The organism is Pseudomonas sp. NPDC090233 (assembly GCF_044772285.1).
Taxonomy (GTDB): Bacteria; Pseudomonadota; Gammaproteobacteria; order Pseudomonadales; family Pseudomonadaceae; genus Aquipseudomonas.
The window spans coordinates 241,218-261,600 of record NZ_JBIVYQ010000002.1; the positions used below are offsets into that span (position 1 = coordinate 241,218).

Annotated in this window: 22 protein-coding genes; 14 read left to right on the forward strand and 8 right to left on the reverse strand. The window is 63.1% G+C overall.

All coding sequences use genetic code 11. The features are described from left to right. Positions 1–9 precede the first annotated feature (9 nt). Positions 10–1,038 (forward strand): XdhC family protein, encoded by a 1,029-nt coding sequence (locus tag ACIQUF_RS05555; protein WP_403129287.1) that lies wholly within the window; start codon positions 10–12, stop codon positions 1,036–1,038. A gap of 130 nt (positions 1,039–1,168) precedes the next feature. Here the strand turns inward: ACIQUF_RS05555 and ACIQUF_RS05560 are convergent, their stop codons facing one another. Together ACIQUF_RS05560 and ACIQUF_RS05565 are read right to left on the reverse strand one after the other, a co-directional pair. Beyond that, positions 1,169–1,984, reverse strand: coding sequence for a substrate-binding periplasmic protein (locus ACIQUF_RS05560; protein ID WP_403129289.1), 816 nt, complete (start codon positions 1,982–1,984; stop codon positions 1,169–1,171). 141 nt (positions 1,985–2,125) lie between these two features. Next, on the reverse strand, positions 2,126–2,446 hold the full coding sequence (locus ACIQUF_RS05565) for a hypothetical protein (RefSeq protein ID WP_403129291.1): 321 nt from the start codon (positions 2,444–2,446) through the stop codon (positions 2,126–2,128). A 250-nt stretch (positions 2,447–2,696) separates the two neighbouring features. Between ACIQUF_RS05565 and ACIQUF_RS05570 the strand changes: the two genes are divergently transcribed. The 3 genes from ACIQUF_RS05570 (at position 2,697) to ACIQUF_RS05580 (ending at position 5,476) form a co-directional block, all read left to right on the forward strand. Then, positions 2,697–3,359: a TetR/AcrR family transcriptional regulator gene (locus ACIQUF_RS05570; RefSeq protein ID WP_403129293.1), complete on the forward strand. Its 663-nt coding sequence runs from the start codon at positions 2,697–2,699 to the stop codon at positions 3,357–3,359. Next, complete coding sequence (locus tag ACIQUF_RS05575; protein ID WP_403129295.1) at positions 3,356–4,873, forward strand: MDR family MFS transporter; 1,518 nt, start codon at positions 3,356–3,358, stop codon at positions 4,871–4,873. Before ACIQUF_RS05570 ends, ACIQUF_RS05575 begins: the two co-directional genes overlap by 4 nt. 129 nt (positions 4,874–5,002) lie before the next feature. Then, positions 5,003–5,476, forward strand: coding sequence for a YMGG-like glycine zipper-containing protein (locus ACIQUF_RS05580; RefSeq protein ID WP_403129297.1), 474 nt, complete (start codon positions 5,003–5,005; stop codon positions 5,474–5,476). A gap of 202 nt (positions 5,477–5,678) precedes the next feature. On the opposite strand, the gene ACIQUF_RS05585 is transcribed toward ACIQUF_RS05580, so the two are convergent. Continuing rightward, entirely contained in the window at positions 5,679–6,506 is an 828-nt protein-coding gene (locus ACIQUF_RS05585) for an amidohydrolase family protein (protein ID WP_403129299.1), read from the reverse strand. 140 nt (positions 6,507–6,646) lie between these two features. On the opposite strand from ACIQUF_RS05585, the gene ACIQUF_RS05590 reads away from it, so the two are divergent. From ACIQUF_RS05590 to ACIQUF_RS05610, 5 genes are all read left to right on the forward strand, one after another. Next, positions 6,647–7,591: a LysR family transcriptional regulator gene (locus tag ACIQUF_RS05590; RefSeq protein WP_403129301.1), complete on the forward strand. Its 945-nt coding sequence runs from the start codon at positions 6,647–6,649 to the stop codon at positions 7,589–7,591. A gap of 85 nt (positions 7,592–7,676) precedes the next feature. Continuing rightward, entirely contained in the window at positions 7,677–8,177 is a 501-nt protein-coding gene (locus ACIQUF_RS05595; RefSeq protein ID WP_403129303.1) for a sigma-70 family RNA polymerase sigma factor, read from the forward strand. A gap of 4 nt (positions 8,178–8,181) precedes the next feature. After that, a complete protein-coding gene (locus ACIQUF_RS05600) occupies positions 8,182–9,120 on the forward strand; it encodes a FecR domain-containing protein (protein ID WP_403129305.1) in 939 nt (312 codons plus the stop codon). Positions 9,121–9,222: 102 nt separating this feature from the next. Continuing rightward, complete coding sequence (locus ACIQUF_RS05605) at positions 9,223–11,631, forward strand: TonB-dependent siderophore receptor (RefSeq protein ID WP_403129307.1); 2,409 nt, start codon at positions 9,223–9,225, stop codon at positions 11,629–11,631. 234 nt (positions 11,632–11,865) lie between these two features. Then, complete coding sequence (locus tag ACIQUF_RS05610) at positions 11,866–12,099, forward strand: hypothetical protein (RefSeq protein ID WP_403129309.1); 234 nt, start codon at positions 11,866–11,868, stop codon at positions 12,097–12,099. On the opposite strand, the gene ACIQUF_RS05615 is transcribed toward ACIQUF_RS05610, so the two are convergent. After that, on the reverse strand, positions 12,065–12,538 hold the full coding sequence (locus ACIQUF_RS05615; RefSeq protein ID WP_403129311.1) for an isochorismatase family protein: 474 nt from the start codon (positions 12,536–12,538) through the stop codon (positions 12,065–12,067). The genes ACIQUF_RS05610 and ACIQUF_RS05615 overlap by 35 nt on opposite strands. Before the next feature lie 177 nt (positions 12,539–12,715). Between ACIQUF_RS05615 and ACIQUF_RS05620 the strand changes: the two genes are divergently transcribed. From ACIQUF_RS05620 to ACIQUF_RS05640, 5 genes are all read left to right on the forward strand, one after another. Then, on the forward strand, positions 12,716–13,102 hold the full coding sequence (locus tag ACIQUF_RS05620; RefSeq protein WP_403129313.1) for a hypothetical protein: 387 nt from the start codon (positions 12,716–12,718) through the stop codon (positions 13,100–13,102). A 107-nt stretch (positions 13,103–13,209) separates the two neighbouring features. Next, positions 13,210–13,851 (forward strand): TetR family transcriptional regulator C-terminal domain-containing protein, encoded by a 642-nt coding sequence (locus ACIQUF_RS05625; protein ID WP_403130294.1) that lies wholly within the window; start codon positions 13,210–13,212, stop codon positions 13,849–13,851. Between the two features lie 102 nt (positions 13,852–13,953). After that, on the forward strand, positions 13,954–14,493 hold the full coding sequence (locus ACIQUF_RS05630) for a winged helix-turn-helix transcriptional regulator (RefSeq protein ID WP_403129315.1): 540 nt from the start codon (positions 13,954–13,956) through the stop codon (positions 14,491–14,493). 5 nt (positions 14,494–14,498) lie between these two features. Next, positions 14,499–15,605, forward strand: coding sequence for an HlyD family secretion protein (locus ACIQUF_RS05635; protein ID WP_403129317.1), 1,107 nt, complete (start codon positions 14,499–14,501; stop codon positions 15,603–15,605). Then, positions 15,602–17,167: a DHA2 family efflux MFS transporter permease subunit gene (locus tag ACIQUF_RS05640; RefSeq protein WP_403129318.1), complete on the forward strand. Its 1,566-nt coding sequence runs from the start codon at positions 15,602–15,604 to the stop codon at positions 17,165–17,167. The genes ACIQUF_RS05635 and ACIQUF_RS05640 overlap by 4 nt, the downstream gene beginning before the upstream one ends. A 9-nt stretch (positions 17,168–17,176) precedes the next feature. On the opposite strand, the gene ACIQUF_RS05645 is transcribed toward ACIQUF_RS05640, so the two are convergent. From ACIQUF_RS05645 to ACIQUF_RS05660, 4 genes are all read right to left on the reverse strand, one after another. Then, positions 17,177–17,908, reverse strand: a complete 732-nt coding sequence (locus tag ACIQUF_RS05645) for a DUF2063 domain-containing protein (protein WP_403129320.1) — start codon at positions 17,906–17,908, stop codon at positions 17,177–17,179. Beyond that, complete coding sequence (locus ACIQUF_RS05650; RefSeq protein WP_403129322.1) at positions 17,901–18,746, reverse strand: DUF692 domain-containing protein; 846 nt, start codon at positions 18,744–18,746, stop codon at positions 17,901–17,903. Before ACIQUF_RS05650 ends, ACIQUF_RS05645 begins: the two co-directional genes overlap by 8 nt. A 64-nt stretch (positions 18,747–18,810) precedes the next feature. Next, positions 18,811–19,332 carry a hypothetical protein gene (locus tag ACIQUF_RS05655; protein ID WP_403129324.1) on the reverse strand — a complete coding sequence of 174 codons (522 nt, stop codon included), beginning with the start codon at positions 19,330–19,332 and terminating at the stop codon, positions 18,811–18,813. A gap of 213 nt (positions 19,333–19,545) precedes the next feature. Continuing rightward, the gene (locus ACIQUF_RS05660) at positions 19,546–20,310 is read right to left on the reverse strand and encodes a hypothetical protein (protein WP_403129326.1); all 765 of its coding nucleotides are present in this window, start codon (positions 20,308–20,310) and stop codon (positions 19,546–19,548) included. Positions 20,311–20,383 lie beyond the last annotated feature (73 nt).

Genomic DNA, 20,383 nt, shown 5'->3' on the forward strand with positions numbered 1-20,383 from the left:
GCCCTGCCCATGGAAAGCATCGACCTGTTGGTCCTGCGCACCGCCCGCGACTGGTTGCAAGCTGGCCAACGGGTGCTGCTGGCCACCGTGGCCCGCACCTGGGGATCGTCGCCAAGGCCGGTGGGTTCGATGATGGCGCTGCGCGGCGACGGCCGAGTGATTGGCAGCGTGTCCGGGGGCTGTATCGAGGATGATCTGGTCCACCGCTACACCACCGCCTACCAGGGCGACGGTATGCCAGAGGGGCTGCCGCGCGTGGTCCGCTACGGTGTCAGCGCCGACGAGGCGCACCGCTTCGGCCTGCCCTGCGGCGGTACCCTGGAGCTGATCCTGGAATTCAACCCGTCTTTGCCAAGCCTGGAGCAGCTATTGCCACGCCTGGACGCGGGCAACCTGGTACGTCGCGAGCTGGACCTTGGCAACGGTGACGTTCAGTTGACCACCACCCACGCGCCCGAACAATTCAGCTTCGACGGCCAGCGCATGGTCAACACTTTAGGCCCTGGCTACCGCATGCTGATGATCGGAGCCGGTGTGCTGGCCGAATACCTGGCGACCATGGCGCTGTTCAACGGTTTCAAGGTGGCGGTGTGCGACCCGCGCCCGGAATACATGGATGGCTGGAACGTCGCAGGCGTAGAGAAGATCGTCGGCATGCCGGACGACGTGGTCAGAGATTTCGCCCCCGACCTACGCAGTTGCATCGTCGGCATCAGCCACGACCCCAAGCTGGACGACCTGGCCCTGCTTGAAGCCTTGCGCAGCCCGGCGTTCTACATTGGCGTGATCGGCTCAAGGCGTAACAACGAACTGCGCCGTGCGCGCCTGATCGAGCATTTCGGTGAAACCGAAGTCACCCTCAAGCGCCTGCATGGTCCCATCGGCATCTACATCGGCAGCAAGACTCCGGCGGAGATTGCCGTGAGCGTCATGGCCGAGATCCTTGCCATCAAGAATGGCGTGGCGCTACCCGGCGAGGTCAGTGTGACCCAGGCCAAGCGGGCCGGGGAAGCCAGCGCTGGATTGCCGTTTGCTTGAAATATACATCAGGCTCATTAACAGCGCAGGCCCTGTGGGAGCGGCTTCAGCCGCGAACACCGGCGAAGCCGGTGCCATCCACCGCGTCGTCTGCTTCGCGGCTAAAGCCGCTCCCACAGGGTTCGCCAGTTCAGTGCTGCAGCCGCAACTGCTCCTGCTTCCAGCGCTCGAGATTCTTCTCCAGCAATTGCCCAGGTAACGGGCCGGAAACGATTTCCTTCATCTTCTGCGCCAGCTGTTCACGCAGCGCTGGCTGGTTGCAGGGCGATTCCCGGGACAGCGCCAGGTACAACCCCTCACTGGAAACCGGCGGCTCAAGGACCTTCAGCTGCTTGTCCATACCCAGCGTACGCGCCAGCGCCATACCCGGATACTGCTCGAAGATCACGTAGTCGTTGCGCTTGTGCAGCAGCTTCTCGAATGCCTGCCTGGCACTGGGCACCGCTTCGAGCTTGAGGTTGGCCGCGGCATAGTCGTCGAACTGCTGGCCATGGCTATTGCTGACCAGCGTCCCACCGATGTGCCCCTGCAGATCTGCCCAACTGCGATAGACAAAGGCCGCGTCCTGGCGCACCCAGACAACGCTGGGAGTCCGCAGGAATGGCGGTTTGACGAAGTCCACCTCCTGCTGACGTGCCTGGGTCAGAAAATAGCCAGCCAGCAGGTCGATACGGCCAGTGCGTACTTCCTCCTGTGCCCGCGACCACGGCCCCCCGTAGAGCACCTGAATCTCTAGCCCAAGCGCCTCGCCCAGGTATTTGAGCAAGTCGGCATTGGCGCCAACCAAGTGCTGGGGATTACGCGGGTCGCGCCACAGGTAGGGGGGATATTCCGGATTGCCGGTGGCTGTCAGTTGCCGACAACCTTCGTCTGCCGCCGAGAATTGCGGCAGCAGAAACAGGCCAAGGAAAAGCAGCAAGGACCGGCCAGACTCGCGCGCAACCATCTGAACCCTCGATGCATGCGCCCTTCAGCGACCAGGCGTGGTCGCGAAAGGCTGCCACATCCAGTGGACGACTGCTGTACCGCTGTGCGCATGTCCTACACAGTCTGGACCAAAATCAGGCGGCCGCCAGTCCTTCCGGGATCATCTTGGCAAACGCTCCAAGGAGCGCTTCGCGGCCGCCTGGAACACGCCGCGCAACGCTTTGATCTGCTCTTCGGTAAACGCCTGGGCGCAGGTCAGCCCCTGCAGGAAGCCAATGCCCCAGTTCCTGGTCTGATCCAGTTGCTGGCGGCTTTTGGCATCGGCGATATCGCCCAGGTAAAGCGCAGCATGGTACTCGTAGCGGTCACCCAGCGCCAGTTTGCGCAATTCATCCAGAGCGACCTTGAATTCGGCGGCGGCAACATCGTCCAGGCCCAGGTGCTCATACTGCAGCAGGCTCAGACGGTCGGTGGCGGTCATCTTCGAATCTCCGTTTCACAATAAAAGGAGCAGTTGCATGTTAATCACCACCCAAGCGTGGACTCATCCGGGGGCCAGGCGATAAGTGGTGTCGTTAAGGGGCTTGTATACCATAGGTAGAGGCTCTCGCCCTAGCACTGTGCGCCGCCCGGTTACCTTGACCCGCCCGTCGCCAACACCATATTTAAATTGAATTTAGATTTAAATTAAGTCAGCTTGATTTCACCTGTGTTTTTTCGGAACCGACCTCATGGCAACAGCGCCGCGTGAACCGCGCAAGGATGGCGAAGCGACCCGCAACCGAATTCTTGAAGCTGCCGGCGAACTGTTCGCCGCCGTTGGCTATGCCGAAACCAGCAACAAGGCGGTCGCCGCCAAGGCCGAGGTCGACCTGGCCTCGATCAACTATCACTTCGGCAGCCGTAACGGCCTGTACCTGGCGGTGCTCGACGAAGCCCGGCGGCGCTTCCTGGACATTTCCGACCTGCAGCGGATCACCCTCGGCGAGCAGCCCGCAACCGAAAAGCTGAGCGCCCTGATCGAGCTGGTGGTCAACAAGGCCTCGCAGCGGCGCAACAACTGGCACCTGCGCGTGCTGGCGGCCGAGATCCTCGCTCCCAGCCCACATGGCCAGACACATCTGCAAACCGGGGCGCCGTTGAGGCTGGCGCTGCTCAAAGGCCTGTTCAGCGAGATCACCGGGATTGCCCCGGAGCACCCCGCCCTCACCCGCTGCATCCTGTGCGTCACTGCCCCCTGGGCCATGCTGCTGATCGGCCCGCGCGGTGCCTCCGGTGCGCTGCACGAAATCCTCGGCATGCCTGCCGATGAAGTCGCGACTCACTTGTACAGCTTCGCGCAGGCAGGGCTGCGGGAAAGCAGCCGCTTGTATACCCAAGGAGTGCAGCCGTGACCCTGCTCCAACGAAATCCCCAAACCCCACCGGCCGAACCGCAGACACAGACGTCCATTCCCTTGCTGCTCGGCGCATTGATGCTGGTGATGTTCCTCGCAGCACTCGACCAAACCATCGTCTCTACGGCGCTACCGACCATCGTCAGCGACCTCGGCGGCCTGCGCTGGCTGTCGTGGGTGGTCACCGCCTACCTCCTGGCATCGACCGTGGTGGTGCCGCTGTATGGCAAGTTCGGTGATCTGTTCGGCCGCAAGCGGGTCCTGCAGATCGCCATCGCCTTGTTCCTGCTGGGCTCGGCGCTGTGCGGCGTGGCGCAGGACATGACCCAGTTGATTCTGTTCCGCACCCTGCAAGGCCTGGGCGGTGGCGGCCTGATGGTCGTGGCCATGGCGGCCATCGGCGACGTCATCCCCCCTGCCGAGCGCGGGCGTTACCAGGGCCTGTTCGGCGGGGTGTTCGGCCTGGCCACCGTGGTCGGGCCGCTGATCGGGGGATTTCTGGTCGAGCACCTGTCATGGCACTGGATCTTCTTCATCAACCTGCCGTTGGGCCTGCTGGCGGTGGTGGTGATCGGCAGCGTGTTCCGCCCGCATGTTGCGCCGGTCAAACATGTGGTCGACTACATCGGCGCGTTCTTCCTCACCGTGATGCTCGGCTCGCTAGTGCTGATCACCAGCCTGGGCGGCGGCCTTTTGCCCTGGGCCTCGCTCGATGTGCTGTGCCTGGCGCTTTTTACCATGATCGGCCTGGTCGGTTTCGTTTTCGAGCAACGCCGCGCCGCCGAACCGATCATGCCCCTGCACCTGTTCCGTCACCGCACCTTCGTGCTGGCCGGCCTGATTGGCCTGATCGTCGGCGTATCGCTGTTCGGCTCAGTGACCTTCCTGCCGCTGTACATGCAAGTGGTCAAGGATGCCTCGCCCACCAGCGCCGGTTTGCAGATGCTGCCGTTGATGGGCGGCCTGCTGGTGGTGTCGGCCATCACCGGGCGCCTGATCAGCCATTGGGGCCGCTACCGGATCTTCCCGATCATCGGCACACTGCTGCAGGTGATCGCTCTCGGCCTGCTGAGCCGGCTGGAACTTAATACGCCGATGTGGCAGATGAACCTCTACATGGGCTTGCTCGGTGCGGGATTGGGGATGGTGATGCAGGTGCTGATCCTGGCCGTGCAGAACAGCGTCGAACGGCGCTATATGGGCGTGGCGACCTCAGGGGCCACACTGTTCCGCTCCATCGGCGGTTCGGTGGGCGTGTCGGTGTTTGGCGCGTTGTTCTCCCGCGCATTGCTGGATGGGCTGCGCGGCGATTTCGCCGCGGGTGCAGGAGGGGCGGCAAGCCTGTCACCAACGGCGGTGCATGCTTTGTCAGCGCCGCTGCAGCAGGCTTATCTTGCGGCGTTTTCCGGGGCCATGCATGGGGTGTTTCTGGTGGCGGCGGTGGTTAGCGGTGTGGCGTTCGGGTTGTCGTGGTTGTTGCGGGAGGTGCCGTTGCGTACGGCGCATGGCTGATACCTGAGCATAGTGATAGCCGTGATTAGCGGCAGCGCCTGATGCTGAAGCACTGGTCGCCCTGGCGGGGCGGTGCTTCCGATACCAGCTATGCTTTCTGATGCGATTCCCATCCAGTGGAGGTGTGCCATGCGTACGCTCACAGGGAGTTACCTGCTGGTGCTGCTTTGCGCAGCGCAACCCCTGCAAGCTCAATCGATAGTGCCTCTCAAAGGCCAGAGCAGCCAGCAGATGCAACTGGACATCAATGACTGCAACAACGTGGCCGCCAATGCCGCGAACAGTGCCAACACCCCCTCCAGCCCGCATGTCGGTGGGCGGGTAAAAGGCGCTGCCGTGGGTGCTACAGCCGGTGCGGTAGGGGCGCAGGTACGTGGCAATCAGCACGATGAAGTGTACGACCGGGTCAGCGACGACACCAAACAGCAATACCGGCAGAACCGTGCTGGCGAGGTTGCCGCAGCGGGTGCGGTAGTCGGCGGCGCTCATCAGCGTCAGGAGAGGCGCCAGGACCGACGCAGCCAAAGTCAGGCACAAAGCTCGGCTCAAGCCAGCGCCTACAGCGGTTGCCTGCAAGGGCGGGGATACCAGATCAACCCTTGAAACTGCACGCTGTCACCCTTGCAGCAGCAGAGAAGGCGTCTCCACACTCACCTGCACATCGGCCGGCAACGCATCCATCAACGCCGGCAACTGCCCCTGCCCAGGCAATAACCGCCCTTCCCTGTGGTGCGGCTCAGGGTATTTGCGCCGCCAGAGGTCAGCGCCAGGATCTTGAGCGAGTGCAGGTTCTTTGTTGCAGGCATCAGGCGAAGCCGAACAGGCGCCTGGGGGTGTCCCAGAGGATGGTGCGGCGCAGGTGCGGGTCAGGCATCAGGCGCTCGGCCAGCTTCAGTAGCGGGCCGTAATCCACGCGTGTGCGCTGGCGAATGAACGGCCAGTCTGAGCCCCACACGCAGGCCTGCGGGCCAAAGGCGTTGATCAGCTCATGCACGTAGGCGCTGCTCTGCGCGTGCAGGGCATCGGCGGCGGCAAATTTCTGCATGCCCGAAAGCTTCACGCAGACCCGCCCGTGCCGGGCCAGCCGGAGCAAGGCCTGGAAGCCGGGCTGCTGGATGCCGGCGGCAGCGTCCGGTCGCCCGCAATGGTCGATCAGTACACGCACCGCACTGCGCTCGATCAGGCCCAGCAAATCGAGCAACTGGTCTTCGCAGACTTGAACCTGGGCGAACAGGCCAAGCTCGGCAAGCTTGCCGAACAGCGGCTCGACATCGTGCAGGCTGGCCACGCCATAAAGCGCAGGATTGAACGCCACACCGACCACACCCTGCTCACGCAGCGCGGTCAGTTGTTCGAGGCTTATCTGGCGATCGACCACCGCCACGCCCTTGAAGCGCCCCTCGCCGCTGGCCAAGGCATGCAGCAGGCAGCGGTTATCGGTGTGGTAGCCGCTGTTCGGCCCCACCAGCAGGGCATGACGCACGCCGTAGGCGTCCATCACCTGGTTGAACTGCTCCAGCGGTGCGACCTCCTGGCCGGACGGTGCGTAGGGGGCGTCGGGGTGATACGGGAAGCGTGCGGGGTCAAACAAATGGTTATGGCAATCGATCTTCGGTTCGTCAAAGATGTTCAAAGGCGGCTCCTTCAAGCGCCACTGCGCTTGCCTGCAGATCTTGTTATTGTTCGCCACCAGGGCGATTGGCCTGGGCTCACGATACTGCGGGCGCGGCCCTGGCGCTCATACACAGATGGCCAAAACCATAACCGAAGGTAATGCCAATGCTTGCCGACGCCAGCACGCTGGTTTTCAAACTGCGTCACATGGAGGTGTTCCGCGCCGTCATGCTCACCGGCTCGATCAGCGCCGCGGCGAAGATGCTCTACGTTTCGCAGCCGGCGGTGAGCAAGCTGATCGGTTACATCGAGGGGCGCCTGGCCTATCGCCTGTTCGAGCGCATCAACAACCGCCTGGTGCCCACGGCTGAAGCGCAGATCCTGTTGCGTGAGGTCGAGCGGGTGTACCAGGCGGCGCTGCAGGTCAATGAGACCGCGCTGTCACTGGCGTCCGGCGCTCATCGCCAGTTGCGCATCTCCTGCAGCGCTTCGTTGTCGACGGTGGTGATTCCGATTGCCTTGGCCCAGCTCAAGCGTGAGGCACCGGCGCTGCAGATCGAATGGCAGACCTCGCTGATGGGCGAGATGCCCAACCAGCTCCTGTCAAAAAAAGTCGACCTGTCGATTGCCGCCCTGCCGGTGGTCCATGATCACCTGCATTCGCAGGCCTTCATGCGCGGGCGCATGGTGGCGGTGATGCCCGCCGATCATGTGCTGGCTCATCAGCCCACACTGACGTTGCACCAACTGGAGGGCCACGCGCTGCTGCTGTTCCGCCCGGACATGCCGTTCGGCAAGTTGTTGGCGCAGGAAATCGCTCGCCACGGCCTGCAACTGGAGTCGTTGCTGTCGTTTACCAATGCCAACGAAGCCGTGGCGCTGGTCAAGCAAGGCATGGGCATCACCCTGATCGATGAATTCGTCGCGCAAGACAGCGGCCTGGCGGTGGTGCCGCTGGCCGAGGAGATTCACTTCGACATCAGCTTCGTTTATTCGCGCTTCGAACCGCCGTCGCAGGCGATGCTGCACCTGATGCGTGTGCTACATGCGCGGGCGCTCAAGCTTGGCCGAGGCATTGGCGGGTACGAGCTGCCGACGGTTTAGTGAGCGATAGCTGCCGACTCGGGGCTTGTCTTCGACGACCATTGCAGCCAACAATATAGAGAATCATTCGCATAAAAAGATCACCATGCCTTCTCCCGACTCCGCCTCTCTGCATCAGCTCTTCCAAGCGCACAATGGCTGGCTGAACAATTGGCTACGTGCCCGCCTGGGCAACTCCAGCGACGCGGCGGATCTGGCCCAGGACACCTTCCTGAGAGTGCTGAGCGCACGTAATGTCGACACCATAAGGGAACCGCGCACCTACCTTACCGCCGTTGCCCGGGCCTTGATGATCGACCGCTTTCGCCGCCGCGCAGTCGAGCAGGCTTACCTCGATGCACTGGCGCTGCGCCCGGAAGCGCTGGATATCTCCCCGGAAACCCGGCTGTTGATCATCGAAACGCTCACTGCCGTGGACGCCATGCTCGACGGCCTGGGCGAACGTACCCGCAACATATTCCTCGCCGTGCAACTCGAAGGCCTGAGTTACGTGGCCACCGCCGAGCGGTTGAACGTGTCGGTGACCACCGTGAAAAAACACATGGTCCGCGCCATGACCCAGTGCCTGCTGCTGATGGAGGACTGAAAGCGTGCTTGATCGCAAGGTGCTGGAAGCGGCTGCCACCTGGTACGTGCAGCTCAACGCAGCGCTGCCCAGCCAGGCGGACCGGTTGGGCTGGGAGCGCTGGATGGCCCAGGATGCTCGGCACGCCCAGGCGTGGGCGCGGGTGCAGAAGCTCCAGCAGCAACTGGGCGTGCTGCCCTGTGACGTTGCATTGCCAACACTGGCCGGTGCCCGCGCACGGCGGCGGGCGGTGGTCAAGGTGCTGGGCCTGCTACTGGTGACGAGCGCTACGGGTTTGGGCTTGCATGCCAGCGAACCCTGGCCAGCGCGCTTGGCGCAGTTGCGCACGGGCAAGGGCGAGCGGCGCCTGGTGCAGCTGGCCGATGGCGGGCGAATGACCCTCAACACCGACAGCGCAGTGGACGTCAGCTACACCGAGCAGCTACGCGAGGTGCACCTGTACCACGGCGAGATCCTCATCGAAACCGCTCACGATCCCGCCGGGCGCGCCTTCATCGTGCATACCGCCCAAGGCAGCATTCGCGCGCTGGGCACCCGGTTTGTCGTGCGTGGGGGCGCCGAGTATTGCCAGGTGCGAGTGCAGGAGCACGCCGTCGAAATGCGCCCAGCCCTGGCCCCCCAACACATGCTGCGCCTGGGGGCCGGCCAACAGGCAGATTTTGATCGCCAGCAGCTCGGCCAACCGCAATCGCTAGCGCCAGACAGCGACGCCTGGGTTCACGGCATGCTGAGCGTGCCGGACTGGCCACTGCATGCATTGGTCACCGAACTGCAACGCTATCGCCCTGGTGTACTGAGCTGCAGTGAGGCAGTGGCCAACCTGCGGGTAACCGGCGCATTTCGGCTGGACGATACCGACATCATCCTGCAGAACCTGGCGAGTTCGCTGCCCATCCGCGTGCGCTACCTGACGCGTTATTGGGTGCGCATCGAGGCGGCATGAAAAAAATCATGTTCAGGGGTTGCTGATTTGCATTCTCATTCGGCCAAACCATGAAGCGGCGATAACTGCCGCATGTTTGCCACGCTAATCAGGAAACCCTCGATGCCCCGTCTTCCCCTGGCCCTGGCCACCCAGCTGGCTGTTGCCGGCCTGATCGCCCTGCCCTGCTGCGCACCCGCTTTTGCCGCCGAGCAGCAGCTCGGCCGCTACCAGATAGCACCCGGCCCGTTGGGCACTGTGTTGAGCCAGTTTGCGACGCAAGCGGGTGTCACCTTGTCGTTCGCCAGCGCCCAGACCACCGGGTTGACCAGCCAAGGCCTTCAAGGCGAGTACAGCATCGACGAAAGCCTTTCCCGATTGCTGGCAGGCAGCGGCCTGCAGGCTCGCCGAGAGAGCAATGGCAGTTATGTGCTGATGCCCGCCAGTGCGTCGGGAGACAGCGCGCTGGAGCTGACTCCCTTGAGCATTTCCGGCAAGGCGCCCGGTGCCACCACTGAAGGTTCCGGGTCCTACACCACCGAGTCGTCCAGCAGCTCGACCCGCCTGAACCTGTCACTCAAAGAGACGCCGCAGTCGGTCACCGTGCTCACGCGCCAGCGTCTGCAGGATCAGAAACTGGACAACCTCACCGATGCCCTGGACGCCACGACCGGGATTACCGTCGTGCGCGAAAGCGTCGGTGCCGACAGCACCGCGTATCTGTCCCGCGGCTTCCCCATCAGCAACTTTGAAATCGACGGCGTGCCGACCTCGTCACGCATGGACAACTACACCCAGAACACCGCCCTGTACGACCGCATCGAAGTGGTACGCGGCGCCACCGGCCTGATCAGCGGCCTGGGCACCCCCTCGGCGACCATCAACCTGATCCGCAAGCGCCCCACCAGCACCCCGCAAGTTCTGCTCTCGGCCGAGGCTGGCAGTTGGGACCGCTACGGGCTGCAGGTGGATGTTGCCGGGGCGCTGACTGACAGCGGCAACGTGCGTGGGCGTTTCCTCGCCGAGCAGAAAGACCAGCATGCCTGGATCGACCGCTTCAGCCAGGAACTGTCGACGCTGTATGGCATCACCGAACTGGACCTGAGCGACTCCACCTTGCTGACCGTGGGCTTCAGTCACCAGGTGACCCACGCCAACGCCCCAATGCGCACTGGCTTCCCCTTGTTCACCACCGATGGGGGCAAAACCGACTTCAAGCGCTCGTTCAACCCGTCGCCAGACTGGAGCTATTACGACCGTAAACAGAGCACGCTGTTTGCCTCCGTGGAACAGCAGTTCGACAACGGCTGGAGTGGCAAGCTGGAGTACAGCCATGCGCGCAACGACTATGACACGGTGATCGCTTACATGTCCGGCGAGATAGACCCGGCTACCGGTGCCGGCGCGTTCATCATGCCTACCCGCTGGCAGGCCACGCCCGAGCAGGACAACCTCGATGCCTACGTCACGGGCATGTTTCCCTTTCTCGGCCGTGAGCACGAGCTGATCGGTGGCGTGACCCTGTCCCGGATCGAAGAGCGCGACACGCCTAACTACGGGGGCTGGCAGCGCCCCTCCTCTGGCTATCAGGGCAGCATCGCCGATGTCTACAACTGGGATGGCCACACGCCCAAACCCGTGTTCAATGAAATCGGTGCCAGCGACCTCACCGAAACCCAGTACGCCGCCTACCTGACGTCGCGCTGGCACCTCACGGACGCCGCCAGCCTGATCGTCGGTGCCCGCGTGGTCGACTGGCACCGCGAGAACAAAAGTTGGCTCAACGGTGGCGCCACCACCAAGGTCGAGCGCACCGAGACCGGCATCGTCATCCCGTACGCCGGCCTGGTCTACGACCTGGACGACACCTGGACGGCCTACGCCAGCTACACGCAAATCTTCAACCCGCAGAACAACAACATCCGCGACGTCAATGGCTCGCCCCTCGATCCGCAGGAAGGCACCGGCTACGAGGTGGGGCTCAAGGCCGGCTTCGATGAGGGCCGCTTGAACGCCAGCCTGGCGCTGTTCCGGGTCGAGCAGGACAACCTGGCGGTCGCCGATGGCGGCCTGCTGCAGCCCAATGGCTTCCAGGCCTACAAGGCGGAGAATGGCACCACCAGCGAGGGCGTCGAGCTGGAGGTCAATGGCCAACTCAGCGAAGACTGGCAGGTCACCGGCGGCTACTCGTACAGCGTCAGCTTCAACGACGACGACCGCCGTATCGTCACCGAAATCCCGCGCAACAGCGTCAAGCTGTTCACCACTTACCGGCTGCCGGGTGAACTGGACAAGCTGACCGTGGGTGGCGGTGTGAACTGGCAGAGCGCGAGTGGCTATGACCTCAGTTATGCCACCACCCAAGGCAGCTATGCGCTGGTCAACCTGATGGCGCGCTACCAGATCACCCCGGCGCTGTCGGCGTCGGTCAACCTCAACAACCTGTTCGACAAGGAATACTTCACCACTACGGCCGCAGGGCTCTACGGCGCGCCACGCAATTTCATGACGACCTTGCGTTACGCCTACTGATGGGCCGGCCGCCGCTGTCGCCACCGCGGTTGAGTGGCTCGAAGATGCTCTGCAGGCGTGGGTGTGGCAGCGTGGGCCTTGATCAGCTGGCAGTGTCTATCCTGTAGGAGCGGATTCATCCGCGAAGCAAACGACGCGGTGGATGGCACCAGCTTCGCCGGTGTTCGCGGCTGAAGCCGCTCCTACGAGGTATTACGCGCGTTTACCCCAGCGTTACCCAAGTTGACAATCCGCTTGCCTAAGCTGGCATCCCCTAAAATTCTCTTGGCGATCCTGGATGCCGGCCGCGACCTGTCGCTGGAAGACACCGGCAGCATCAGCCCAGACTTCGCCGAACGTATGCTGACACTGGGCAAACCGCTCAAGTCCATGCTCGAATCGGAAATGTTCAAGCGCATGGCCAGCCATGATCCCTCCCGCCCCCTGGTCTGGGTCAGCGACCGGCCAACACCTCAGCACGGGTGGTGACGTTGCCGAAATGGTGCTTCCACAGCTCGATCCCCATCTTGCCTGAGCGGTCCAGGGAAGACCCCACCGTCAAGTCGGTAATCAACGTTGGCATCAGCCCCGCATCGAACAGCGCGAAGCCGGCGGCCAGCACGCAGGTTTCGGTCTGCAGCCCGCAGACCAGCACCCGCTCGACACCTAGCTGGCGGATGTAATCGAGGGTCTCGGGGGTTTGCCCATAGCCGTGCTTGATAAAGACCTTGTCGGCTTCGACCAGGCTTTCGTCTTGCGCCGCAGGGTGCCAGCCAAGCTGCCGATCAAAGGGGGTCACCTGCTCATCGTGCAATTCGATCGAGGCGATGGTCGGGATCATCGCGGACAACGCACGCACGCCGTCGACCAGCCACTCCGGCGGGCTGAAAGTGGACTGAACATCGACGATAAGCAAAACCTGCCGCATGAGCTTCTCCGGGGCATTGGCAAAAGCGCGAAGTATACCGTTCCCGATTGGCCCTGCCATTTAAGTGGCGGTTTTCCCGAACTTTTTCCGCTTTGCTGGTCTATGTGATCAGGCTCATGCCGTTCTCGTGAACGCATGGCCCAGCGTCCCAATATCCAGCAGAGGTTGTCTTCGCTCATGAAAATCCATGTCCCACGGATAGTGCTGTTCGGCCTGTTCGCGTTCGCGGCAATGGGCTCGGCATCTGCAACACCCATGAAGGCGTCCACGCCTGTTTCAGTAACCGAAGTCGTGCCTGTGCAGGCCCCAAACAACCCCTGGCCGAGCCTGGCAAGCGTGACTGCACAACAGCCCGCCACGCTGCTGGCCCATGATGACCGTTACCACCACGACGGCTACCGGCACGACCGTCGCGACGACTGGCGCCGTGAAAACTGGCGCCGGGAGCAGTGGCGTCGGGAGCAAGCCCGCCGTGAAGCCGAACGCCGTCGCGACTGGCAGCGCCACCATGACCGAGCCATGCACCATCGCTACGAGGCCGACCATCATTACTACCGCCGCTGATTCAATCCGAGACTGACTACAGGCATTTATCCAGCAAACTAACATTACCGCTGTATAGTTTTGTATATTGCGCAATCGCCCGACTCAGGTGCATTGCCGTGTACATCATGCCGTTCGAATTACCCCGCGAAACCCCGAAGGCATCCGACTCGCCTCAGGCTGACCCTGTCCGCAGGGTCATCCTGAATGCCGCCAGCGAGGCATTCGCCCAGCAGGGCTATGCCGCGACCAAGCTTTCGGTCATTGCCGGCTTGGCCAGCTTGCCCAGATCCAACGTCCTCTACTACTTCAAATCCAAAGCCAACCTCTATAACGGCGTACTGGAAGACATCGCTCCCGGCTATCTGCAAGCCTGCGCGCCCTTCCAGCACGACGACGAGCCTCTACAGGCGCTCAGCCGCACGGTCACTTCGATGATCCGCCTGTTCGAAGGCCGGCCCTACGCGTCGAAGGTGCTGCTACAGGAGCTCAAGGAAGGTGGGCGACGCATGCCCGGCGATTTCCTCGAACGCTGGGCCAGCCAGGCGCGGGACAACACCGCGCATATCCGGAGATGGGTCAACAGCGGACAGCTGGCAGCCGTCAACCCGGAGCATGTGTTGCCGTCGATCTGGGCCATCGCGCAGTCATGCGTCAACATGGGCTGGCACAGCGCCGGCGGCTCGAAGCACCGCATCGATTACCACGCCGCAATGGCGTCCTCTGTGCGCTTGCTGATCAATGGCCTGGCACCGGCAACCTCTAGCTGAGCCGACCAGCGGCATCGCTGATCAGGCAGATAGTAACTTGCATAATGAAAGTTACTGGCGGATAGTGAGCTCATCCGTAGCTCACAGGCCGAGATCAGCCCCATGAAAAAAGCCAGCTTCCAACCTATGCCCTGCCCGGTAGCTCGCGCACTCGAACACATCGGCGATGGCTGGAGCCTGTTGATCCTGCGCGATGCGTTCTATGGTTTGCGCCGCTTCGACGAGTTCCAGCACAGCCTCGGCATCGCCACCAACACCCTCACCCGCCGGCTCAACGACCTGATCACCGCAGGGCTGCTGGAACGCCGCCCGTACCAGCAAAACCCGCCACGCTTCGAGTATCACCTCACCGAAGCCGGTCGCGACCTGCGCCCGGTGATCCTCACGCTGATGGCCTGGGGTGCCAAGCATGCCGCTGGCTCGAAGAAGGTCTACCTGGCCGATGAAAAAACGGGTGAGCCGGTGGCCCTGGCGCTGATGGACAGCAACACCGGCAAGCCGATCACCGTCGACGACCACCGAGTGCATATCTCGCCCGATGCCGACCCGCTGACCCATTGGCGCGCCGAAACCGGCCGCGCCAACCGCCAGGGCAAGACCTGGGTAAGCCCCTTCCCTCAGCAAGACAGCGCAGAGGACTGACCGCCATGAACGCTCCTGCAGGCGCTTTACCGGGCACGATCGAAAGTAGCGAAACGGTTGCCCGCAAACCCGTTGCGAAGAGAGTGCTGCGCCTGGCCGCGCTGGCCCTCACGGTCATTGCCGGCGCGGGTTATGCCAGCCACTGGTGGTCGGCCGGGCGCTTTATCGAAGACACCGACGATGCCTATGTCGGCGCCGATGTAACAGTGATCAGCGCCAAGGTACCGGGCTATATCACCGAGGTGGCGGTGGCCGACAACCAGTTTGTCAAAGCCGGCGAGTTGCTGGCCCGCATCGATGTACGCGACTACCGCGCGGCCTTGGCCAAGGCCAACGGCGCCGTGGCCGCGCAGCGTGCCAGCCTGGCCAACCTCGACGCGGTCGAGCAGTTGCAGCAGGCGGTGATCAGCCAGGCCAGGGCGCAGATCGACGCCCGCAGCGCCGAAGCGCAACGGGCGCTGGATGACCGGGTGCGCTACCAGAACCTGGTACGCAGCCAGGCGGTGTCGGTGGAAAGTGCCCAACGCGCCGAAGCCACCTGGAAAACCGCACAGGCCGAACGCAGCCATGCCGACGCGGGCTTGCGCGCCGCCCGCCAGCAGTTGGCGGTGATCGACACCCAGCGTGAGCAGGTTCGCGCGGCACTGGCGCAGGCTGAAGCCGACCGCGACCAGGCACAGCTCGACATCGGCTATACCGAACTGCGCGCCCCCGTTGACGGCTATGTCGGCAACCGCCGGGCCAAGCTGGGTGCTTATGCCGCAGCCGGTAGCCAGTTGCTCTCCGTGGTCCCGGCCCACGGCCTGTGGGTGGACGCCAATTTCAAGGAAGACCAGCTTGCCCGCATGCAGGTTGGCCAGGCTGTCAGCGTGACTGCCGACATCCTTCCGGGGCGCACCTTCCACGGCCGTATAGAGAGCATCGCGCCGGCCACCGGTGCGCAGTTCAGCGTACTGCCGCCGGAAAACGCCACGGGCAACTTCACCAAGATCGTTCAGCGCGTACCGGTGCGGGTGCGTCTCGAGGGCGACGATGCCGACTTCGGCGCACTGCGCCCAGGCCTGTCGGTGATCGCCGAAATTGATACCCAGACCGCAGCAGCCCGGCCGTGAACAGCGAACTGCCGGCTCTCACTCCGGCGCAGAAAGTCGCCGCCTTTGCCTGCATGTGCGTGGGGATGTTCATTGCCCTGATCGATATTCAGATCGTGTCGGCCTCGCTCAAGGACATCGGTGGCGGGCTGTCGGCCGGCGCGGACGACACCACCTGGGTGCAGACCGCTTACCTGATCGCGGAAATCATCGTCATCCCGCTATCCGGCTGGCTGTCGCGGGTGATGAGCACGCGCTGGCTGTTCGCCGCCTCGGCGGCCGGCTTCACCTTGACCAGCCTGCTGTGCGCGCTGGCCTGGAACATCCAAAGCATGATTGCCTTTCGCGCCCTGCAGGGTTTTCTTGGCGGCTCGATGATCCCATTGGTGTTCACCACGGCGTTCATCTACTTCAGCGGCAAGCAGCGGGTGATCGCGGCATCGGTGATCGGCGCCATCGCCTCGCTTGCGCCGACCCTGGGGCCAGCGGTGGGAGGCTGGATCACTGATATTTCGTCCTGGCACTGGTTGTTTTACGTCAACCTGCTGCCCGGCCTGTTCGTTACCTTCGCCGTGCCGCTGCTGGTCAAGGTCGACCAGCCCAACCTCGGCTTGCTGAAAGGTGCCGACTATTGGGGCATGGCGCTGATGGCAGTATTTCTCGGTTGCCTGGAGTACACCCTGGAGGAAGGCCCGCGCTGGAACTGGTTCAGTGACGCCACGATCGCCACTACCGCCTGGATTGCAGCCCTCAGCGGTGCCCTGTTCATCTGGCGCTGCCTGCAAATCAAGGAACCCATCGTCGACCTGCGTGCACTGGGCGACCGCAATTTTGCCTTGGGTTGCCTGTTTTCCTTCATCACCGGCATCGGCATCTTCGCCACGATCTACCTCACCCCGTTGTACCTCGGCCGAGTACGTGGCTATGGCGCGCTGGACATCGGCCTGGCAGTGTTTTCCACCGGCGTGTTCCAGTTGCTGGCCATCCCGGTGTACGCCTTCCTGGCCAACCGCGTGGACCTGCGCTGGATCCTGATGCTGGGGCTGGCGCTGTTCGGCCTGTCGATGTGGAACTTCGCACCCATCACCCATGACTGGGGCGCCAAGGAGTTACTGCTGCCGCAAGCCATTCGCGGCTTTGCCCAGCAACTGGCGGTGCCGCCCACCGTCACCCTGACCCTGGGCGCGCTTGCGCCCGCGCGGCTGAAGCTGGCTTCAGGCTTGTTCAACCTCATGCGAAACCTGGGTGGCGCAATCGGCATTGCCGCTTGCGCAACGCTGCTCAACGACCGCACCAACGTGCATTTCCTGCGTCTTGCCGAGCACCTGGACGCGCGCAACGAGAATATGAACAACTGGTTTGAGCAACTGCGCGATGGCGCTCAAGCCCTCGGCCTGGATACCCTGCATGCCAACCAAGTTGCTCTGTCTCGGCTGTGGGCGTTGACCTGGCGTGAAGCACTGACCATGACCTTTGCCGACACCTTTCTGGTGATCATGGCCTGCTTCGTGCTCGCCACGCTGCTGGTGCCGCTGATGCGCCAGGTCAAGCCACCTGCGCAGCCTTCTGCCGATGCTCATTAGGTCCATCGATTACAGGGATATGCGCAATACACCCTGGGACCTGAGTTTATGCATAAGCTCCAGGCCCTGTGACTGAATGGCTTGCTGCTCGGTGCCGGCAAGCGCTGCCAAAGCTGCAAGGTGTTCACGGCCACTGCGCTGCTGCTCCTGGATGGACACCAACAACGCATGCGCCAGCGGCGCCAGACGCGAGAAGCGCACCTTGTGGTCGGCGCCCCGGTGAGCGAGCAACAAGGTCGGTTCAGTCGGCGCCTGCAGAGGAATATTGCCGGGGCCAACGTGGCTGACCGGCCAGGTATAGGCCAGCGGTACAGCCACGTTGGACAACAGCGGCACACCCTCGAGCAGGTCCCCGTCAGGATCATGCTCAGGCTCGGCATCGTCGCTGAGCAACAACACCGTCTCGATCCATTCGTAATGGGCCAGCTCAACCACCCAGCCAGGAAGGTCGACACGGGTTTGCAGGTAGCCGACCAGCTCACCGGCCACCTCGGTGAACAACGGCGTCTGGCAACGATGGTTTGTGTAGAAGTCTTCAATCAGCGCCTGCCATTGCGTGCCTCCCAGGCTGGCATGAAGCACCGGGAAGCTTCCGGCCAGCAGCGACTGCATATTGCCGAAGAACAACTGCCGATACACTGCCAGGCGCCGCGCTTCGATGCCCGGCGGCGCCGGGTTGGCCAGCGGGTCACGGATGAAGCCGGTCATGCTCAGTTGTTGTTCACGCAGGGTGTCAGCCATGGCGTACCTCCGGCGCCTGTGCGGCGATTTGCAGGTCGCGGATGTAGTCCACCTCGGTCAGCAACTCGGGCAGCGGCGGCAGGTTGAAGTCGCGTTCCAGCAAGGTTGGCACGCTACCCAGGTGCTGGTAGGCACTGGCCAGCAGGTTCCAGACATCGGCCTTCACACTCGCGCCGTGGGTATCGATCTTCAGGTCCGGCGCTTCGTCGTAGTGCCCAGCCACGTGCAGGCACGCCACGCGTTGGGCCGGCACTCGGGCGAGGAAATCGGCAGCGTCATAGCGGTGATTGCAGGCATTGACGATCACATTATTGATGTCCAGCAGCAGGTCGCAATCGGCCTCGTCGAGGACTGCGCGAAGAAAATCGATTTCGCTCATCGCCTGGTAGGGCGCGGCGTAGTAGGAGATGTTCTCCACCGCGATACGGCGACCGAGGGCATCCTGCACTTCTTTGATGCGCGCGGCGGTGTGGCGCACGGCTTCGTCGGTGAAGGGCATGGGGATCAGGTCGTAGAGGTGGCCGTCATCGGCGCAGTAGCTCAGGTGTTCGCTGAACAGTGGCACGTGATAACGGTCGAGAAAATCGCGGATTTGGCGCAGGAAGGCATGGTCGAGTGGTGCTGGGCCGCCGAGCGATAATGACAGGCCGTGACAAGCCAGCGGATAACGCTCGGCCAGGTGTGCCAGGCCTTCGCCGTAGCTACCGCCTACGCCAATCCAGTTGTCCGGGGCACATTCGAGAAAGTCCACGGCGCCAGGGGCCATGGTCAGTAATTCAGGCAACAACCCACGACGCAGGCCAAGGCCCGCGCCATGCAGAAAGAGTGTAGTGCTCATGGTTGGATCCTTTGGGCGCATTGCCCTCCCCGGCCTGTCAGCGCGGGGAGGAAGCCGCTAGCGGTCAGTTCTTGGCCTGGCTCAGCTTGCTGTACAGGTCGGACGGGAACGGCTTACCGTTGGCGTCGAACTGGTGCTTGCGGAACTGGAACACCTCGCCCTCTGACAGGTAGCCGTCATGGTTGGCATCGATCGCGTCGAACTCGGCGTTGGTGCGTGGCGCCACGGCCAGCAGCTCGGCGCGGGAAACGCGGCCATCGTGGTCGGCGTCGGTGCGGGCGAAGGAAGCATCGCCACACTTGCCTTCACCGCATTTACCTTCGGCCTGAGCAGCTTTGCCCGCAGCGCCGCTGGCGCCACACTTGCCCTCGCCGCATTTGCCTTCGCCCTGGGTGGCTTTGGCCTTGGCGGCGCCAGCGCCACATTTGCCCTCACCACATTTGCCCTCCCCGGCTTTCTCGGCGGCGGCGAGCTGGTAGCCCTGGGGCAGCGCTTCGACGGCGAACGCCGAGGAAGCCAGGTTGATACCGCCGACCAGGGCAATGCTCAGCAGGCCAAGGCGGGTCTTGTTAGGGAAGCGAGTCATGGTGTATCTCCGGATAGGTGCGCAGCCAGGCTGCGCGGTCATGCCTCAAGGGCGAAAGAGCCAGAACAACAGGCCGATGGGGCTGTTCGTTCGGGTTGGCTCATTTGGCCCGAGGCTTGTATCCGTGACGTATCCAGACAGGGAGGCATTTGTAAGCGAGTGGTTGAGAAGTACGCGTTGATACAGAGCGATACATTCAGCCTCGCTGCACGCTCAACGCCGGTTCAACACCTTCGCCAGCGCGAACGTTGCAACAACCGCCAGCACCACTGCGGCCGAGATCGACGGCACCGTGCCGAGCGCCACGATCGAGCTCTTCACGGCCAGGTAGAAGCCCAGGACCCCCACCGCGCCAATGGCATTGCCACGCACGATCGCCCCCAGCTCATGGTGCCCCCCCTGAACGTGGGCGAACACCGCCAGCGGCCAGGCAATCACCGGTATCGGCGCCAGCAGGCCGCTGGCCACCGGCCCCAGCCATTCGGCGCTGGCGGTGATTGCCACCAGCAGCAAGGTGGCCGTGAGCATGCGCATCGGGATGACCCAGCGCGGCAATGCGACCACCGTCGCTGCATGGGCCTCTGCCTTTTTCGAGGTAACGACGATGATCAGCGTGAGCAGCAGCACTGTCACGCCGACCGACAAGGCCACCACACCCAGGCGACTCATCGCGAACGCGGTAGCCGCATAAACTGCCAGGGCCGCGATGCAGCCGATGAAAGCCGATACACGGCGTGTGATCAGGAAGTAGAACAGGTACGCCGCCTGAACCGCCGCCAATCCAGCCAATGCTCCTGGCACGGCCTGCAACGCAAAACCTGGCCCCTGTTCCAGGCTGAGGAACAGCATGACCAAGGCCGACGTGACAGGCAGCCCGGACAGCAGACCGCCGATCTGGGTCCCCCAGCGCTTGGCCGCCAACGAAATGGCCAACATGAGTGTCGGGGTGATGAGGAACTTGAGGTAGAAGGCAGTCATAGAAAACAACGTCAGGTTCAAGAAGGAAGGATTGGCCAGGTACCTGGCGCAGCCCATGCTAATGGAACCGGGG

What these genes read in the sequence shown, in the direction of transcription:
- ACIQUF_RS05555 (WP_403129287.1), top strand. Translation starts at nt 10, where the DNA reads ATGGAAAGCATCGACCTGTTGGTCCTGCGCACCGCCCGCGACTGGTTG.
- ACIQUF_RS05560 (WP_403129289.1), bottom strand. Translation starts at nt 1,984, where the DNA reads ATGGTTGCGCGCGAGTCTGGCCGGTCCTTGCTGCTTTTCCTTGGCCTG.
- ACIQUF_RS05565 (WP_403129291.1), bottom strand. Translation starts at nt 2,446, where the DNA reads ATGACCGCCACCGACCGTCTGAGCCTGCTGCAGTATGAGCACCTGGGC.
- ACIQUF_RS05570 (WP_403129293.1), top strand. Translation starts at nt 2,697, where the DNA reads ATGGCAACAGCGCCGCGTGAACCGCGCAAGGATGGCGAAGCGACCCGC.
- ACIQUF_RS05580 (WP_403129297.1), top strand. Translation starts at nt 5,003, where the DNA reads ATGCGTACGCTCACAGGGAGTTACCTGCTGGTGCTGCTTTGCGCAGCG.
- ACIQUF_RS05590 (WP_403129301.1), top strand. Translation starts at nt 6,647, where the DNA reads ATGCCAATGCTTGCCGACGCCAGCACGCTGGTTTTCAAACTGCGTCAC.
- ACIQUF_RS05595 (WP_403129303.1), top strand. Translation starts at nt 7,677, where the DNA reads ATGCCTTCTCCCGACTCCGCCTCTCTGCATCAGCTCTTCCAAGCGCAC.
- ACIQUF_RS05605 (WP_403129307.1), top strand. Translation starts at nt 9,223, where the DNA reads ATGCCCCGTCTTCCCCTGGCCCTGGCCACCCAGCTGGCTGTTGCCGGC.
- ACIQUF_RS05615 (WP_403129311.1), bottom strand. Translation starts at nt 12,538, where the DNA reads ATGCGGCAGGTTTTGCTTATCGTCGATGTTCAGTCCACTTTCAGCCCG.
- ACIQUF_RS05620 (WP_403129313.1), top strand. Translation starts at nt 12,716, where the DNA reads ATGAAAATCCATGTCCCACGGATAGTGCTGTTCGGCCTGTTCGCGTTC.
- ACIQUF_RS05625 (WP_403130294.1), top strand. Translation starts at nt 13,210, where the DNA reads ATGCCGTTCGAATTACCCCGCGAAACCCCGAAGGCATCCGACTCGCCT.
- ACIQUF_RS05630 (WP_403129315.1), top strand. Translation starts at nt 13,954, where the DNA reads ATGAAAAAAGCCAGCTTCCAACCTATGCCCTGCCCGGTAGCTCGCGCA.
- ACIQUF_RS05635 (WP_403129317.1), top strand. Translation starts at nt 14,499, where the DNA reads ATGAACGCTCCTGCAGGCGCTTTACCGGGCACGATCGAAAGTAGCGAA.
- ACIQUF_RS05645 (WP_403129320.1), bottom strand. Translation starts at nt 17,908, where the DNA reads ATGGCTGACACCCTGCGTGAACAACAACTGAGCATGACCGGCTTCATC.
- ACIQUF_RS05650 (WP_403129322.1), bottom strand. Translation starts at nt 18,746, where the DNA reads ATGAGCACTACACTCTTTCTGCATGGCGCGGGCCTTGGCCTGCGTCGT.
- ACIQUF_RS05655 (WP_403129324.1), bottom strand. Translation starts at nt 19,332, where the DNA reads ATGACTCGCTTCCCTAACAAGACCCGCCTTGGCCTGCTGAGCATTGCC.
- ACIQUF_RS05660 (WP_403129326.1), bottom strand. Translation starts at nt 20,310, where the DNA reads ATGACTGCCTTCTACCTCAAGTTCCTCATCACCCCGACACTCATGTTG.